This window comes from Bacillus sp. FSL R5-0397, from assembly GCF_038593395.1.
In the GTDB taxonomy this organism is placed as follows: Bacteria; Bacillota; Bacilli; order Bacillales; family Bacillaceae; genus Bacillus; species Bacillus altitudinis.
Genome location: NZ_CP151992.1, coordinates 1,693,082 through 1,708,835 on the forward strand (window position 1 = coordinate 1,693,082; position 15,754 = coordinate 1,708,835).

Genomic DNA, 15,754 nt, shown 5'->3' on the forward strand with positions numbered 1-15,754 from the left:
GACATTGCGAATGACTAAGTAACAAATATTCTTCTTTTATTTTGACTAAATTGTCAAATATACTCATCAAGATGGTATACTTATGTGCATATTTTACTAGGAGGCATCACCTTGAAATTATTTTGGGAAATAGACGAGGAAGGTTACTATACGTTAAAAAAGATCAACGAAGCAGAAATAGCTAAAGCTGAAAAGAAACTTGGAATCACTTTGCCAGATACATATAAAAAGCTCATATTAGAACAGAATGGTGGTTATACCATTCATAATGCTTTTCCAACCACTCACTCTAATTCATGGGCTGAGGATCATATTCAATTTAATCACCTGCTGGGAATTGCTGAAGATGAAGGAATTATGGATAGTGCCTATTTGATAAAAGAGTGGGAGCTGCCAGAAGGGCTTGTTTTGATCAACGGGGATGGCCATACTTGGGTAGCGATGGATTATCGAAAAACGAAAGAGAATCCTGCAATTCATTATTTTGATGTTGAGATGGAAGAAGACTTTAAGTTAGCAGATTCCTTTGATGAATTCATTGAGGGGCTTTATACAGCTAAGTACAGTGTTGATGAGGAAGCAGCAGAGGGTGAATATGAGCTTCCTGAAGAGCATTTAAGTAAAGAAGAACTTAAAGCCATATTTGAATTGGACGTCCTTGATGAAGATAATCTGTATAAAATTCAATATTATCCGATGGTTGATTTAAACGAAATTGAATGGTTTTTTAAAAAGATGCAATATCACATTGAAAAAACAAAAGATGAAGATGATCTTTATGAAGTAGCTGATACGATTATTAACATTCTCTTATTGAATCCAAATATGCCAATCAATAATAATATTAAAGAACTGATGCAACAAATATCTAATTTCTTACAAAGTAATGAAGATCCACTTGTAGTAAATGTAGGCGAACTTATTCTTATTGAGGTTGAGAGTATTATTTAAGGTGAATTTTTTAAAAAAGAGGTTAAGCAATGAGAGCACCGTATCAAGTATTGATATTTCCTTATATAGAAACTGAAAATTCCATTCAATATGCTATTTTTCATCGAAGAGATTATGGTTATTGGCAAGGAATTGCTGGTGGTGGAGAAGATAGTGAGACTCCTATTGAAGCAGCAAAACGGGAAGCGTTTGAAGAGGCTGGTATTATAAGAGAATGTCCATATATAAAACTCGATTCTGTGTCTTCACTACCCGTAGAGGATGTAGTTGGTGAATTTCTTTGGGGAAAAGATGTTTATGTGATAAAAGAATTTTCTTTTGGCGTTAAAGTTTCTACAAAAAATATTAAATTATCTAAAGAACACGTTGATTATAAATGGGTGTGTTTTGAGGAAGCGGTAACTCTTTTAAAATGGGATAGTAACAAAACAGCTTTGTGGGAACTAAACAAAAGGCTATCAAAGTGTGAGCTGAAAAGCCAATAATTGAGCGGAAATTAATCGAAAAGCTTTGGACATTACCTCTATAGCAAAGCTTTTTCCTTAAACAATATCTCAAAGCGCAAAATTAAAACAGACCCTACATGGTCTGTTCTTTATGGGGACGGATTGGGGACGAACTCTTTCAGTTTTTTCTTCAGAAATTCACCTTTTTTATCAGAAAGGCTCATCATAGAACCTTATTAAATGAGTCTTTTCCAAAGTAATTTTGTTCTCTTCGGTAGATGTCATTCACCTTGACAGAGTAGAGGTTGCTGACTCGTGCTTAAAGCATAGCTTTGAGAGTATGTTCATTTCATGCTCCTTTAATACCCACAAAACACCTATGAATCACCCGTAATTTCATTTTATGATTTGTATTATTTTTTTAAGAGGAAAATCTCTATAAATCAAGGTTTATAATAGAATAGGTTATAATCCGCACCCATACACCCATGGGAACGCGATCAGTATATGTCTCAGTATTAATAAAAAAAGCCCTTGAAGCCATTTGCTTCAGTGTTTTAAAAAAGAGAATAAGTGTTCCTATAGAAAATGTTTTATAGTTGTTTCTACACCACTAAATTCAATATCACTTCTAAGCAATCATGTTTTGTAGAGGAAACGCTTCTTCTATGTAATAAATCTACCTTAGAAAACACTTGTTACTTCTTGTGTTACAGTATACCTATACTGCCATGTCATTCCTATTTTAATGCGTTCTACACAAAACATACCTTTTATAAATACACACTATTGTATTTTGCGGGATACCGAAAACTTTTATAATAAACATCTTGTCTTTACATATGTTGTAAATATCATGTTAAAATTATACAAAGGAAATGATAGCAAGGGGGTAATGGAATGTCGAATTTGATTTCTTCTGTCGATGTAGCAAACACTCTCAACAAATGGTATTTACATATTAAAAAGAGGGAAGTTTCACAAGCAGTAGAGTTGAGGGATGAGATTCAAGATATGTTAGGCGAAATGGAAGAAAATCAAGATGTTTTACTCTATTTCAATATTCTTGATTACAGGTTTAAGGTGCTTATGGAAGATTTAGTTGGGCAACCAACCATAACAGAAAGTGAAAGAGTCAAAACAGATGACATGCTAAGGTTTTACTTTTATCTTTTTAAAGGTATGTATGAGAGTGCAAAGAATAACTATTCAGAAGCTCTAGTCCTATTCAGAGTAGCTGAGAGACAACTGGACAAGGTACATGATGAAATTGAAAAGGCTGAGTTCCATTATAAAATTGGTACACTCTACTATTTCAATAAGGTCACGCTCCTTTCTCACCATCATCTACAAACAGCAAAGGACATCTACAAGGGTCATGAAGGCTACAGCATACAGACCATAAACTGTAATATGTTGTTGGCACTGAATTTGATTGATGATGGTAGACTAGACAAAGCTGAAAAAATGCTTTTGGATTGTGTTGAGAGACTGATTGAAAAGAACGATAAGAGATTGTTAGCGTTAGCTTATTATGATCTAGGCTTTCTAAAAATTCAGGATGACCACCATATAGAAGCAATTGAATATTTCAACAAAGCAATTTCCGCAGATGATCTAAAACAGTCAGCTCCCGTTTCATACTTACAATGTGCGTATGAATTTGCAAGATCAAGCTATAAATCAAATCAGTTGGATCAGGCAATAAGTTGGGTTGCTGAGGGGAAAACCTTTTCTAAAGAACAGCAGAACACAAACTTTATTTTAAAATTCAATATCCTTGAGAAATGTTATACAACACCACAGGAAAGCTATGAGGACATTAAGAAAGAACTAGGTCTTTTGGAAGGAAGAAAAGCATATGTTGATATAGAGTCTTTAGCTCCTGATGTTGCCTCCATTTATAAGAAGTTAAATCTTTATGAAGAAAGTAACTATTTCTTGGAATTGGCTTTAAAATCTTGTACGCTTATAGGAAAGGAGGTCATATGATCATGAAAAAAATAATGATGATGATTACTACTGCTTTGCTATTAGGTACAATTCTTGGAATGCCTGTTGTACAACAAACTCAGGCAGATGCTAAAAATGAGATAGTGTTACTTTCCTCAAGAGGTGCAGGATCATAAAAGGGATAGGGTTTTAATCCATCACTGTGGAGGATAATTGGTTAAAAAACGATAAAGTGGATTAAAGTGTCAGTCTCCTTATGGTATAAAAGAATATGCCATAAAGGAGTCTTTTTTATATGAAAATATTAGGTGCTCCATTTGCTTTGATGGCAGCGTATAGAGATACTAAAAAAACAAATGAATGTATTAAGCTTTTTGAAGAGGAAACTTTCAGTGTCAGTTAGAGGAACTCTGGGTATTACCCAATCTCACTGTATATATTTATGCGAGAGGTGTATAAAGCATGGGATTCTGAAAAAACGAAAAAAAATTTATGAAGAATTTCAGGATGTTTTTATGAAGAAAGAGAAGAAAACAATTTGAGATAAAAATAAATATAGAACATACTTTCAATTTTGTTACTTAAATCCTAAATATGGCACTGACTGTAGAATGTTAAGACTGATTGTTTTATAATTTCACGGTAACATAACTTTCTCTGGATTGTAATTAAAAGTATAAAACGTAAGTGAATGTATATCGGGGGATTTGGATGATAAAAAAAGAAGTTTTTCAAATAGTTTTGTTTACAGGCCTTTTGGCAATTTTTCTTTATCAAGGTGTACAAAGAGATTTTCCTTTTGAATATCTGATTACATTAGTTACATGCTATGTTGCAGTGATAGTTTATAGAATTATAAAAGTAATGAAATATAAAAAGGAGCAAAGTACCGTTAAGTAGTTTGAGCTATTTTTGTTTGCGGTGTCCGCAATCACTATTGGGATCAGACGTTTGAGGTCATGGCTCTTTGGCATGTTGACATTAAGAATTATATAATGAACTAAAATTTAACTTCAGAGGTGCTTTTGAATGTCTATTCAAGTGGATGATGATGATGTTTTAGAGATGTGTAATATATATGCTCAAGAAACTCATCACAGAGAAGCATTGATTTTAGGAAACAGGAAGGGTCTATTGGAATTAAAAAATGCGATAGATCAGGCTTTAAAAACTGGTAGTGCTGTTGCAAATTTATACCCATCTGATTTTGAAGGGTATGAAACTTGTATTGCTCTAGTGGATGATGAAAAGCAGTTTGAGAAATTAATTACTCCTTATGTAGAGGAATATACACAAGATGATGATGCGATTGATCCAATTGATATTATTAAAGACTACGATTCCAAAAAAGAAAAACCCTTATAATAGGGTTTTTCTTTTTTTAGTGGAGTATAGTTTAACCTTTTTTAGCTTTATGTTTACTTGGAGTAAGGGATGGAGAAAGTTCTTTCTTTACATGTAGGTGTGAAAATAAATGAATGGTAAACAGAATATAGCTTTGTATATGGAGATAGATAAGAGAAGAGTGAAGCCCTTCTCTTTATTAAGGATTCCTTATTAATTCCTATTGATAACAGCATCTCATTCAATGAGTATGTTCAAATCCTTCAAAATTGGTTAAAAAACGATAAAGTGGATTAAAGTGTCAGACTCCTTATGGTATTCTAGTAAAAGAATATGCCATAAAAGGAGTCTTTTTTATATGAAAATATTAGATGCTCCATCTTTACTATCAGCTGTAGAACAGAGATCAAAGGCCTATCATGAGCTTCAAGAAGAAGTGAAACTTGTGAAAAAAGCATTAAAAAGTGTGTCAGGGTTAGGTGATGAATTTACTGGAAAAGGTGCAGACAATATCAAATCTTTTTATGAGGATCTTGCGCTGTACACAGACGCTTATCTTGATTTTATCGATATGCAAAAGGCTTTTTTAGATGGAGTCAAAGGAAAGCTTGATGATGAATCATTAGGCGGGAGTACTTTTATTGATGAGCACTTTTTAGACACTCAATTGAAACAAGGGATTCAAAACAATAAAGATATGGTCAAAGAACAAAAAGAGGCTCTTTCCACTATTTTTGACGATATCAGTGATTTAATTGAATTACATATTTTTTCAAGTAAAGAGGTCAATGAACATTTAGATGATGCGAACAAAAAAAGAAAAGAGACCATTGAAGTTTTACATCAAATAGACAATGATTTAAAAACGGAATACGCAAAGTCAGAAGCGGTTGAGAACCACCTCAACACTTTTTATGCAAAGATGATGGCTGCTACTGGAAAAGGAAAGAATGCGCAGCCAATGTATTATGATGCAAAAGCATTTCATGAGACAGACGTGTACAAGAACCATGATCAGATTGATGCTCAAGTGAAAGCCTATTTAAAGGTGAAAAAAGATGAAAAAGAAAAACGAAGAATCAAAGAACTGAAAGAAAAGCTCAATGATCCTTCGTGTCTATCAGAAGCGAAGTACTTTGAGATTGTAGATGAGATCGGTTATGAGAATCTCACATATGATCAAAAAATGTATTACAGCCAGCTTCTCCAAATCAAAGCACAGGAAGAAGCATCGGAGGTATTTGTTGATAGTGTAAAAGGTGCTGCAGTGGGTCTATATGATGTGGCAAAAGATACAGTAGTTGGTATCTACGATCTTGTGACAGATCCTGGAGGTGCCGTTGAATCAGTCGTAACGGCTGTTTCTCATCCAATTGAAACGTCGAAAGCGATTGGAAAGTCGATTTCAGACTCATTCCAAAAAGAGGTCATAGATGGTGATGCGTATTCGCGGTCACACTGGTTCGCCTATGCGACTGGTTCTCTTGCAGAAATTGTCTTTGGTTCTAAAGGGGCAGGAGCCATCACAAAAACAGGGACAACAGCGGCCAAAACAACAGTGAAGAAAAGCCTTGAACAAGGAGCAAAATCATTAGATAGAGTCTCTATTCCGAATCTAATGCCATATTCACCAAAGTTTCAACTAGCAGGTGGAGGGAAACTCCCTTATAACGTGTTTGACGGAGAAAACCTCAAAAATAAACTCCTCTCCATGGCAAAGCGTCTAGACAACAACTCAGGATACGGTATCTCTCAGACAGGCAGAAGATTACCAGCACCCAAATCACCACCGACCGTTGTCAGTTACGGAGATCACTATGTGCGATGGAAACGCAAAAAGGTATTAAAACCGAATGTCGTTTATTCAACAAAGCAAGGTTACACCTACACAACAGATCACTATGGTCGCATTGTCAAAGTAGAAGCAAATAATTTAAAATATGGAGAGGTCAAAAGAAACCAATATGCTCAATCCAATTCAGGTAAGCCGGATCGATTATTAAAAGATGATGGAGGTCATTTAATTGCCTCTATTTTTAAAGGGTCTGGAGATATTGATAATCTTGTACCAATGAGTTCACAAATTAATCGAAGTGGCGGGAAATGGTATGAGATGGAGCAAAGATGGTTGAAGGCATTGAGGGCTGATCCACCTAAACATGTAGAAGTTAGCATTGAACCTATCTATAAAGATGATTCCTTAAGACCAGATAGTTTCGTCATCGAATATAACATTGGAAAACGATCCTATCTTGAAAAAATTAAGAATCAACCTGGAGGCTAAAGATAATGGAAGGATTAGAATTGAATTATAAAAAAATAGCAGAAGCAATTAATGAAATGATTCCATGTGATTGGGATAAAGTTTGGATGTATGCAGAAATATTGGATGATTCAGCAGGAATTACCTTTTATTTTACTGAACCTAATAATGAAGAAAGAGTCTATGGTCACGATATTCCAAAACGATATAGTGTAAGTAACTCTACATATAAACATTTATTTGTCGAGCTCAGTGAAATTCTTGAAGAGTTGAAGAAGGAATATATAAAAAATGGTCTAGGTGCTTGGACAACAGCTACTCTCGAGTTGGAGAAATCGGGTAAATTCTCAACTGATTTTGGATACGAAGATGTTTATTCTTTAGGTATTGACAATGTACAAAGAATAGCCGTTTGGGAATACGAAACGTTCGGATTTCTACCTGAAGATGAGGAAGATAAAGAAGCTGTGCTAAATTATTTGAAAAATAAAGAAGAAAATAACAAATAGTAAATGACCCTCCAAATAAATGAAGGAGGGTTTTTGTAATTCATTAGAATTTCTCATTTTACCTATTTAACCGATAAACCGTCACTTCACACTCACCAAGGACCTCTTCTATCATCTCTCGAACAACCGTCCAATCGCCACCTGCCAAGCCGCAGCCGATCCCATAAGGAATGGCGATAGAATGAAGGGGATTCTCTTCATTTAGATTTGTCACTGTCTGTTTTAGATGTTCAAAGCAGCTGCGTAATGCGTCGTCATCTGTTTGTTTTGTTTTTCTTCCGTATCCAACTTGGGCGAATAAGTTGGCAATGGTTTTTCCGTCGCTCGTTGTGATGAACTGGACGGAGCTTAATAAATCATCTCCTTGTTCTGCACATAAACGTTTATAGTCTTTATACACATTTGGGTATTTGCTTTTGATTTGCTTTGCTAATCCTGCTCCCATGACACCCTTACAGTTCACCTGATGACAGATGATGTCTTCTTTTGCCTCTAAGATGTTGCCTTCTACCGTTTTAATCATTTTAAGTCATCCCTTTTTGATAAAATAGAAACTTATGTTCTATTATAGCAGTTTTGATGACGTTATTTCATTGCAAAATGCACTTGGACTTTTAAAAATAAGTACGGTCAGAGTGTCAAAAACAGTGTATGCCATCTAAAAGAGTCAAAGATAAAGAACAAACAGTCAGGAGAGCCTTGTGGATAAAATAGAAACAAATCGGTTAATTCTTAGACGGTTTATTGGCCGCTATCACAAAAGGGCGTTAGCCTGCTTCTGTCAGGCTATGAATGGGTGGAGCAGAAATGGACAGGAGAGAGAACCAAATAATATGTAAGTCCACGAAAAAACACCCCAATCTGTTATGACATCAGATCGGGGTGTTTATTATTTTCGCCAAAATGTGGAACAATCTGCTTTGTCTTCAATGTTAAATTCGATGATTTTTTTTAACAGAGGATAGTCAATCGGTAAGCTTTCCTTCATCCGAAACATCTTTTTTCCATGGTCATAACCAGCTTGTACAATATCTGCTGAAAAGTGATCAATCCCTTTTCCTTCTGGAGCAACAGAAATGTGGTGTTTTGCGACGCTAAATCCAATAATAAATGTGCCATGATCTGTGAACATGGGCTGATTCCAAGCAATTTTTGGCTCTAATTGAGGGAATGTGTCTGAAATCCATTGTAAGATGTCTTGCATGCGCTGTTTCAGCTCTGGATGACCGATATTGCTTACATATTCTTCAAAAACCTGCATTGTTTTCATCCTCCATATTCATCAAGCCTCAGACGGGATTCGAACCCGCACTCCTTTCGTAAGCATAGGCTAGGGGGGCAACACGCTTCCCTACGGAATTTCACCGACAGGAGTTTCACCTGTCTCAGCTTATTTGCTTTTCGGTGCTTCTGAAACCCTTGCCTTGCGACCCGCCAGCTACAATTGTTTTACGGCGCTCTTCCCTTCTAGAGCTACTGAGGCACGGAAAGTTCTTGTTCATATTATATAGAGAAACTTGAAAAATGAAAAGCTATGCTCATCATCTAATCCAATCGCACAAAATAGTCAAAGGCACATATGATAAAAGACCATATAGTTATGTATACAGCATGGAATTGGGCTGATTGTAAGTGACAAACCTGTTGATGAGTAAACTAAAAGAGATAAACAATCAAACAAAATTAGAAGGCTTTACTCACAAACGTTCGATGAGTTCTCCCTTTTTGCTCACCATGGAAGATGGGGAACCTTTTTACTCATGGGTGTTTTTTGAAAGAAGTGTGTTTAAGACTTGCTATTTTTCTTTGAGTTCTATCAATGAAAAGCAGAATTGTGTGGTGTTGGAACTTCTTGTACCGTGCTGCAATAGATCAACATGCTCTCAAAAAGTTTTGTATCGATCCAGTTCGAAAATTCTTGTAGATCTTTCTTTTTTATGTGGAATCATTGAAGTAGAGCTTCCTGTATATGATGCGCTTATTTTAAAAAACATAGAATCTCACCACATCTTTCTTTGTTTTTCCACAACGCCCAGTTCGGTGGAAGTATGGCGGAATGGAACAAAATTTCTCAATACGGCAACTGTTGTGTTGCATCATCAAGATCATCAGGATGTACCAGTCGCAATTAGGATTCAAACTGGTACATTTTGTTATGATCTTCTTGTCCAAAAAGGAGAAAGTCGTGCGATTACTGTGAAAGATGTGAAATTTATCTTGAAATCTCCATCAACTGAAAATGTGCAAGCACGATTAGACATGCAAATCAACATGGTGCAAAGAAGAAAAATAAAGCTTTGAAGCTGTGATAATCGCACAATCATCCAATATCAATGGATCATAGTCTATCAAGACTAGGTTGAAGGAGGGTTAAAATGGCTATTTTAGGCGGATGTAGTAATGAACAAGCGGGCTTTGTAAATGATGCAGTATGCTTCACACTTGATTTAGCAGCAGCAGCTGATGCAGTTGTCGTCTGGACAGATGGAACACCTTATGTCATAAACGGAACCATCATGGTGGAAAACAATGGGATTGTGGCTGTAGCACCTACTGTGGCTTTAGAGGTAAACGGTACAGCAGTTCCTGATTTCACGGTACCGCCAGGAGAGAGTCGATCCATTACGCTCAGTGATCTGAACTCGATTGGGATTTTAGCTACTGGTGGAACCTCGACTGGAAGTATTGTCGTTTCGTTTTCTCTCAATTATCAGTATTAGTGTGTATGTCTTGAAGATTCCACAGTTTGAAAGTAGTGAGAGACATGTGCGCCCAACTTAATATGTGTGGAGGAATAACCGGCCCGACTGGAGCCACAGGTCCAACGGGAGTAACTGGCGCAACAGGGACAACAGGAGCCACGGGTTCAACAGGAGTAACCGGTGCAACGGGAGCCACGGGTTCAACCGGAGTAACTGGCGCAACGGGAGCCACAGGTTCAACAGGAGTAACTGGCTCAACGGGAGCCACGGGTTCAACCGGAGTAACCGGCGCAACCGGCTCGACGGGTCCAACAGGAGCCACAGGTTCAACAGGAGTAACCGGGGCAACAGGAGCCACGGGTTCAACCGGAGTAACTGGCCCAACGGGAGCCACAGGTCCAACCGGTGCAACGGGCACAACTGGAGCCACAGGTCCAACGGGAGTAACTGGCTCAACCGGAGCAACAGGTGACACAGGTCCAACCGGTACTAGTTTAACAACTAACTCGATGTACGCATCCAATACGTCGGGAAGTACGGTGCTGGTTGTTTTAGGCGGAACGGCAGTGACGCTGCCTAATAACCAAAGTTTAGATGGATTTACCGTTAGTGGTGGTAATACGGTGTTTACTGTACCTGTTTCAGGACGGTATTTCATCACGTATCAAGTAAATACAAACGCTGCACTTCTGGCAGGAACAAGGGTAATTAACAACGGAACCCCCATAGCAGGGTCTATTTTAACGCCCGCTTTATCTACATCTACCTACAATGTATCTCTCGTTACAACACTTGCAGCAGGGAATCAAATATCTCTTCAAATATTTGGTTTAGTCGCAACCGTAGTATTACTTGGCGGGGGATCTGTCGGAGCGGCATTAACCATTATCAGATTGGAATAATAACAAAAAGCCCAATAAGGGCTTTTTTTCAATTCAACCGTGCCTTTTGATAGAAAAAAGACGGAATTTTTAGTGTATACATCATTGACTAGGAGAAAGAAACGCAATAACAAAGGAATCGGTTATTGAAGATTCAAGTGATTCATATTAAAATGATGTCAAATGGACGAATTAGCAATTGCTAATAGAAGTTCCATATTTAGTGAAATCATGTGGTGTAGCTGAAGGCGATTGGGGGTGTAGAATGAGCAAAGTTCCTGTGGCGGAATTGGCATCACTATTAAATGACTGGAACATGGAAATCAAAAAAGATCATGCAGATGAGGCAGAACGGCTATTTGCTAAAGCGAAACAGGCAGTAGAGGAAATTGATGATAATGACATCCTCATGTATTATTCTCTTCTAGAGAAAAGGCATCATATTCTGATGTACAATTTAAGAGGGCAAAAAGGCAATGTTTCAACGAAAAGTATAGAAGGCCATTATGGAAAAAAAGATGATGATTTGTCTAATCGCCTTGCTTATTATTTTGATTTTTATGAGGGTGTGTATGAACAGCATCAGGGGAATTATGAGGTTGCATTACAGATGTATCAAAGTGCGGAAAAGCTCTTAGATAAAATTCCAAGTGAAATTGAACGCGCTGATTTCGATTTTAAGGTCGCGTGGCTTTACTATCGCCTGAGTCATATTATGCTTTCATTAAGTTATATTCGTAGGGCTCTACACGTCTATAAACGTCACAAGCACTATGAAAGAAGAACTGCACTTTCATATTCTCTTATTGCAGCCAACCTTACAGAGATTGGCAGGTACGAAGAAGCGCTTGAGAATTATCGTTTAGCGGAAGAGGTGTTGACTAGCGAACAGGATGATTTTATGCTGGCTCAGCACCACCATAATGTGGCCATTTTATATTCATTTTGGAATAAACCGAAAGAATCTATACGACATCTTGAAAAAGCATTGTCTCATCAAGAGTATTATGATTCAGATTTCTTTTTCCATTCTACGTATCTGATCAGCCGGGAACTCTGTGTGATTGGTGAAAAGCAGCGTGCAAGCCAGTATATAGAGGCTGCATATGCCCGAATGAAAGAAGCTTCTCATGAAGTGTTTCAGCTCAAAATAGGCATCGTACATGATCTTTACTTAACGAATGTGCCACAAAGATTTCAGCAAATTAATGAGAAATTAAGAAAGTTAGAAGAAAAGAATGAATATCATGAAGTGAAAGAGCTTTCTCACTTTGCTGCAAAGTATTGTGAAAATCAAGCACTATATGAGCAGTCTGTTTTTTACTTGAATAAAAGTTTAGAAGCGGATTTACATATGAAAAGAATGGGGTTGATATAAGATGAAAACAGGATTAAAAGTATTATTCGTTGTAGGTTTAGCGGTCGCTGCGGCTGTTTTAACTGAAAATGTAGCGGGTTCTTTCGAAGTAGCAGAAAAAATCATTGGTGGTTAATTACCCAATCATATCTCGCCCTTGTTGATGATGATCAGCAAGGGTTTTTTATATGGGTGAAAATAGGCTCTTCTTATTAAACGCTGCAAGAACGTTTAATAAGAAGAATTCGCAACAAAGGGGGTGTGCAAATTTGTTACCTGCTCCATTATTCTAAATAAACATAGGGCAGAGCAACAAGTTAAAAAGGTCACCTTTCTTTGCTTAATTTAATTTTTTGCAGGACTTTTCATTCAAATTTCATCAAATTGGTCTATTGTACATAGAAATTGTTACAAAAGAGGGAACACCGCTCCATTTGTCACGCATATGATGAGATGAGGTGAGGTGTAAGTTGAAGGCAGGTGATTGTATGGATTCACGGGTGTATGGAGGCTTTCATGGCGGCGGTTTTAGCGGCGGAGCAGTGGGACCTCATATTGGCTTTGGCGGGTATTATGTGAGCCCTGGCGTGTTCTCGGGCTTAGGAGGTTACCCTGGATATGGGGGGTTCGGGACGTTTTCTGGATATTCTCCATATGGCTCCACATTCATTTTGGGGCGTCCTCCTGGTTTTTATGTAAGAAGTTATTAATGTTTCATCACAGTGATTGAAATAGCCATCTAAGATTGGCTATTTCAATTGGTGAAAGTGCTTAAATGTAGCTGTGATCACAATAACCCCTAGGATGCAAATAGGCAGCCAAATGATGATAAACGGATCGTACGCATCTGTATACGCAGCTAAAGCAGCTCCTAGGCAGTAAAAGACAATAGAACCGATTCGCAGCAAGCTCACATGTTGAATAGGGGCTTTTCTTTTTTCCCGATTTGATAAGCGTTGCGCCAAATCTTCAAATAAGTTAGCAAGTGTACTCGTTAAAACTGTTGTAGAAATGCCAGCGACATTTAATTTGCGTGCGGCCGCCGTTTGCATGCCCATCGCCATACTTAAAAGGATAATCAGCATAAAATAAGCACCTTGCGTATAAGGAAAAATGGTCATAAGAGCAAATAGAAGCAAGATGATGACTTCTATGATAAAGATGCGTGTAACGGCTTTTGGCCAAAATGTTTTTTCTTGTTTTCCACCTATGACAACAGCTAGTAAAACACCTAGAACAAATCCGCTAAGTGCCGTGATGGAATGAAGAGCGGTTAACTGCAATGAACTGCCTGCTGCAATGCCAAGCAGTACTATATTTCCCGTCATATTTGCTGTAAACACGTGCCCTAGGCTTAAATAGCCAATAACATCCACTATTCCTGCGGTAAGACATAAGAACATCAGGGCAATGTTTCGTATTGAGTGTGCGGTCAAAATGGTCATCCCTTTCTTTCTCTCTAATGAATAAGTGTAACGCTTAATGACCGCGTATGTCCATTTTATGAGCTGGTAACATGTCCTGCAGCTGATATAAAACTTGTCGAAAAGAATCATCATTCACATGGTGCCTCATTTGCCGGAATGGGTCGCCTTTTTCCTTTAGACGTTTCATAACAGCCGGCATCGTAAATAAAGAAGGGTGACATTCTTCGCTGTTTAATTCTTCCCATTCAATCGGTGTTGCAACAAGTCCGAGCTCGTTTCCTCTCGGGGAATACGGGGCGATGATTGTTTTTCCAGCATCATGTTGAAGGTAGTCTAAATATAAACGGTTGCCGCGGTTTTTCTTTAGACGCTCTAGCGTAAACAGCTCGGGTGCTTGTTCACATAAAAATTGGCAGATGAACGCAGTGAATTGTCTAGTTTGTTCATATGTGAAGGCATTTTTCTTCAATGGGATATAAACTTGCAGCCCTTTCCCACCACTTGTTTTAATAAATGCGGTGAGAAAGAGTCCATCTAAAATGACCTTGATTCGTTTGGCTGCTTCTATTGCTAGGTGAAACGCTTTAACAGAAGGCGGATCTAAATCAAATACAATTTCTACAGGCCGATCCGTATCTCTCGTTTCAAAAGGAATATGAAATTCCATCGCCAGCTGGTTACCAAGCCAAAGCAACGTGTTAGGATCATTACAGATTGTGTAAGAAATATCGTGCGCTTGATCTGTCTCAACAAAATCAGGCGCATAATCGGGCGTTGCCTTTTGATAAAAAGATTCTCCACCAGTGCCATGAGGAAAGCGTATTAACGTAAGACGTCTTTCACGTAAAAAGGGTAATAAATAGGGAGCGGCTTGCCTCAAATAAAGTAAGTAATCTGCCTTTGTGATATGAAGGGCAGGTACAACCGGTTTCTCTTGGTGGGTGACGTCAATCATAGCTGGGAGCGGATAAAGCTGTTTGAGCATGTGTTGAAAGGTACACGTTGCTGGATCTGCATCGAATAAAAACGAAGAAAACCGGGGCTCTCGTAAGGCTGATCCATCAAAAGAGATACAGGCAATCTTTGCGACAATGGATGGTGGGATTTCATAATGTGATGCTCCAGTCATTTGACCTTTGGTTAGAAATAAGGTGCGCAGGGTTTGTTCTTCTTCTTTAGAAAAACCATGCTTAAATTGGACAACCTCTATGAGATTCGTTTCTTGATAAAGACATCCTTGAAAATAGCCATTGTCTTTATCAAAACAAGTCACGATGACAGATACATACCGCCAATTTTTGATTTTGAGCCATTCTTTCGAGCGGGTGTGCTCCTGCCATTTACTCATCTTCTTTTTAGCAACTAATCCTTCCGCTAAATAGGTCAGCATGATTTTTTTCATGTCATCAGGGCTGCTATCGGTTTGGATGATTTGAAGAAGAGAGGGGTGATTCAGCTGAACGGAGGGAGGAAGATTTGCTGCTTGGAACACCTCATGCAGCTCAGCTTTTCTTTCAATCAGCGGTAAATCAACGAGGGATTTCCCTTTAAATCTCAATAGATCAAATGCAATCAAATGACATGGAAACCGCTTAGCCTGGCGTTGAATGGTTTCTGTGTTTTTCAGGCGGCCTCTTTGCTGAACCTTTGTAAAGTCGCTTTCTTGTTCACTCAGTAAAAAGACCAATTCTCCATCTAGGGTCAGCGGTAAAAAAGGTGCAAGCTGCTTTGTTAGTTGCTGGCACTGATCAATGACTTCAGGAAATTGTTCATTTAATCGCTTTCCGGCTCTGCTCTCTAAATGGATGGTGTCTTTTTCCAAAATAAGAATGGCCCTGAAGCCGTCATATTTTAATTCATACAGCCAGTCTGCTCCAACAGGAATATCATGTGCAGACGTTAAACGCATCGGTTTCATTGT

17 protein-coding genes are annotated in these 15,754 nt (G+C 38.0%); 12 read left to right on the forward strand and 5 right to left on the reverse strand.

Going from position 1 to position 15,754, the window contains the following annotated elements; genetic code table 11:
- Nucleotides 1–111: 111 nt before the first annotated feature.
- The 7 genes from NSQ70_RS08520 to NSQ70_RS08550 all read left to right on the forward strand — a co-directional run bounded on the left by NSQ70_RS08520 (nucleotide 112) and on the right by NSQ70_RS08550 (nucleotide 7,466).
- The gene (locus NSQ70_RS08520) at nucleotides 112–951 is read left to right on the forward strand and encodes an SMI1/KNR4 family protein (RefSeq protein WP_047946257.1); all 840 of its coding nucleotides are present in this window, start codon (nucleotides 112–114) and stop codon (nucleotides 949–951) included.
- A gap of 29 nt (nucleotides 952–980) precedes the next feature.
- Nucleotides 981–1,436 carry an NUDIX pyrophosphatase gene (locus tag NSQ70_RS08525; RefSeq protein WP_047946255.1) on the forward strand — a complete coding sequence of 152 codons (456 nt, stop codon included), beginning with the start codon at nucleotides 981–983 and terminating at the stop codon, nucleotides 1,434–1,436.
- An 861-nt stretch (nucleotides 1,437–2,297) separates the two neighbouring features.
- Nucleotides 2,298–3,389, forward strand: a complete 1,092-nt coding sequence (locus NSQ70_RS08530) for a Rap family tetratricopeptide repeat protein (RefSeq protein ID WP_041507240.1) — start codon at nucleotides 2,298–2,300, stop codon at nucleotides 3,387–3,389.
- Nucleotides 3,390–3,391: 2 nt separating this feature from the next.
- A complete protein-coding gene (locus NSQ70_RS08535) occupies nucleotides 3,392–3,526 on the forward strand; it encodes a hypothetical protein (RefSeq protein WP_255817035.1) in 135 nt (44 codons plus the stop codon).
- Between the two features lie 853 nt (nucleotides 3,527–4,379).
- Nucleotides 4,380–4,715 (forward strand): hypothetical protein, encoded by a 336-nt coding sequence (locus tag NSQ70_RS08540; RefSeq protein WP_056704783.1) that lies wholly within the window; start codon nucleotides 4,380–4,382, stop codon nucleotides 4,713–4,715.
- A 337-nt stretch (nucleotides 4,716–5,052) separates the two neighbouring features.
- Nucleotides 5,053–6,978: a T7SS effector LXG polymorphic toxin gene (locus NSQ70_RS08545; RefSeq protein ID WP_327872161.1), complete on the forward strand. Its 1,926-nt coding sequence runs from the start codon at nucleotides 5,053–5,055 to the stop codon at nucleotides 6,976–6,978.
- A gap of 5 nt (nucleotides 6,979–6,983) precedes the next feature.
- Entirely contained in the window at nucleotides 6,984–7,466 is a 483-nt protein-coding gene (locus tag NSQ70_RS08550; RefSeq protein WP_110487542.1) for a TIGR01741 family protein, read from the forward strand.
- Nucleotides 7,467–7,524: 58 nt separating this feature from the next.
- On the opposite strand, the gene NSQ70_RS08555 is transcribed toward NSQ70_RS08550, so the two are convergent.
- Both NSQ70_RS08555 and NSQ70_RS08560 read right to left on the reverse strand, forming a co-directional pair.
- Entirely contained in the window at nucleotides 7,525–7,989 is a 465-nt protein-coding gene (locus NSQ70_RS08555) for a macro domain-containing protein (protein WP_327872160.1), read from the reverse strand.
- Between the two features lie 366 nt (nucleotides 7,990–8,355).
- Nucleotides 8,356–8,727, reverse strand: a complete 372-nt coding sequence (locus NSQ70_RS08560) for an iron chaperone (protein WP_327872159.1) — start codon at nucleotides 8,725–8,727, stop codon at nucleotides 8,356–8,358.
- A gap of 386 nt (nucleotides 8,728–9,113) precedes the next feature.
- Between NSQ70_RS08560 and NSQ70_RS08565 the strand changes: the two genes are divergently transcribed.
- A complete protein-coding gene (locus NSQ70_RS08565; protein ID WP_110487540.1) occupies nucleotides 9,114–9,767 on the forward strand; it encodes a CotZ-related putative spore coat protein in 654 nt (217 codons plus the stop codon).
- A 74-nt stretch (nucleotides 9,768–9,841) separates the two neighbouring features.
- A complete protein-coding gene (locus NSQ70_RS08570; protein WP_008343952.1) occupies nucleotides 9,842–10,186 on the forward strand; it encodes an S-Ena type endospore appendage in 345 nt (114 codons plus the stop codon).
- Here NSQ70_RS08570 and NSQ70_RS08575 read toward each other — a convergent pair.
- Nucleotides 10,170–10,826, reverse strand: a complete 657-nt coding sequence (locus NSQ70_RS08575; protein WP_342502586.1) for a DUF4573 domain-containing protein — start codon at nucleotides 10,824–10,826, stop codon at nucleotides 10,170–10,172. The two genes, NSQ70_RS08570 and NSQ70_RS08575, sit on opposite strands and share 17 nt — an antisense overlap.
- Between NSQ70_RS08575 and NSQ70_RS08580 the strand changes: the two genes are divergently transcribed.
- The 3 genes from NSQ70_RS08580 to NSQ70_RS08590 all read left to right on the forward strand — a co-directional run bounded on the left by NSQ70_RS08580 (nucleotide 10,735) and on the right by NSQ70_RS08590 (nucleotide 13,116).
- Nucleotides 10,735–11,070: a hypothetical protein gene (locus tag NSQ70_RS08580; RefSeq protein ID WP_342502587.1), complete on the forward strand. Its 336-nt coding sequence runs from the start codon at nucleotides 10,735–10,737 to the stop codon at nucleotides 11,068–11,070. The two genes, NSQ70_RS08575 and NSQ70_RS08580, sit on opposite strands and share 92 nt — an antisense overlap.
- Nucleotides 11,071–11,314: 244 nt before the next feature.
- Entirely contained in the window at nucleotides 11,315–12,427 is a 1,113-nt protein-coding gene (locus tag NSQ70_RS08585) for a tetratricopeptide repeat protein (RefSeq protein ID WP_096881452.1), read from the forward strand.
- Between the two features lie 449 nt (nucleotides 12,428–12,876).
- Nucleotides 12,877–13,116 (forward strand): hypothetical protein, encoded by a 240-nt coding sequence (locus tag NSQ70_RS08590; protein WP_342502547.1) that lies wholly within the window; start codon nucleotides 12,877–12,879, stop codon nucleotides 13,114–13,116.
- Between the two features lie 39 nt (nucleotides 13,117–13,155).
- On the opposite strand, the gene NSQ70_RS08595 is transcribed toward NSQ70_RS08590, so the two are convergent.
- Nucleotides 13,156–13,851 carry a YoaK family protein gene (locus NSQ70_RS08595; protein WP_008343947.1) on the reverse strand — a complete coding sequence of 232 codons (696 nt, stop codon included), beginning with the start codon at nucleotides 13,849–13,851 and terminating at the stop codon, nucleotides 13,156–13,158.
- 34 nt (nucleotides 13,852–13,885) lie between these two features.
- Nucleotides 13,886–15,751, reverse strand: a complete 1,866-nt coding sequence (locus NSQ70_RS08600; protein ID WP_342502548.1) for a DNA ligase D — start codon at nucleotides 15,749–15,751, stop codon at nucleotides 13,886–13,888.
- Between the last annotated feature and the right edge of the window lie 3 nt (nucleotides 15,752–15,754).

Coding starts and splice junctions, on each gene's coding strand:
- NSQ70_RS08555 (WP_327872160.1), bottom strand. CDS start 7,989: ATGATTAAAACGGTAGAAGGCAACATCTTAGAGGCAAAAGAAGACATC.
- NSQ70_RS08595 (WP_008343947.1), bottom strand. CDS start 13,851: ATGACCATTTTGACCGCACACTCAATACGAAACATTGCCCTGATGTTC.
- NSQ70_RS08545 (WP_327872161.1), top strand. CDS start 5,053: ATGAAAATATTAGATGCTCCATCTTTACTATCAGCTGTAGAACAGAGA.
- NSQ70_RS08540 (WP_056704783.1), top strand. CDS start 4,380: ATGTCTATTCAAGTGGATGATGATGATGTTTTAGAGATGTGTAATATA.
- NSQ70_RS08535 (WP_255817035.1), top strand. CDS start 3,392: ATGAAAAAAATAATGATGATGATTACTACTGCTTTGCTATTAGGTACA.
- NSQ70_RS08550 (WP_110487542.1), top strand. CDS start 6,984: ATGGAAGGATTAGAATTGAATTATAAAAAAATAGCAGAAGCAATTAAT.
- NSQ70_RS08575 (WP_342502586.1), bottom strand. CDS start 10,826: ATGAAATACCGTCCTGAAACAGGTACAGTAAACACCGTATTACCACCA.
- NSQ70_RS08560 (WP_327872159.1), bottom strand. CDS start 8,727: ATGCAGGTTTTTGAAGAATATGTAAGCAATATCGGTCATCCAGAGCTG.
- NSQ70_RS08530 (WP_041507240.1), top strand. CDS start 2,298: ATGTCGAATTTGATTTCTTCTGTCGATGTAGCAAACACTCTCAACAAA.
- NSQ70_RS08585 (WP_096881452.1), top strand. CDS start 11,315: ATGAGCAAAGTTCCTGTGGCGGAATTGGCATCACTATTAAATGACTGG.
- NSQ70_RS08525 (WP_047946255.1), top strand. CDS start 981: ATGAGAGCACCGTATCAAGTATTGATATTTCCTTATATAGAAACTGAA.
- NSQ70_RS08600 (WP_342502548.1), bottom strand. CDS start 15,751: ATGAAACCGATGCGTTTAACGTCTGCACATGATATTCCTGTTGGAGCA.
- NSQ70_RS08565 (WP_110487540.1), top strand. CDS start 9,114: ATGAGTAAACTAAAAGAGATAAACAATCAAACAAAATTAGAAGGCTTT.
- NSQ70_RS08570 (WP_008343952.1), top strand. CDS start 9,842: ATGGCTATTTTAGGCGGATGTAGTAATGAACAAGCGGGCTTTGTAAAT.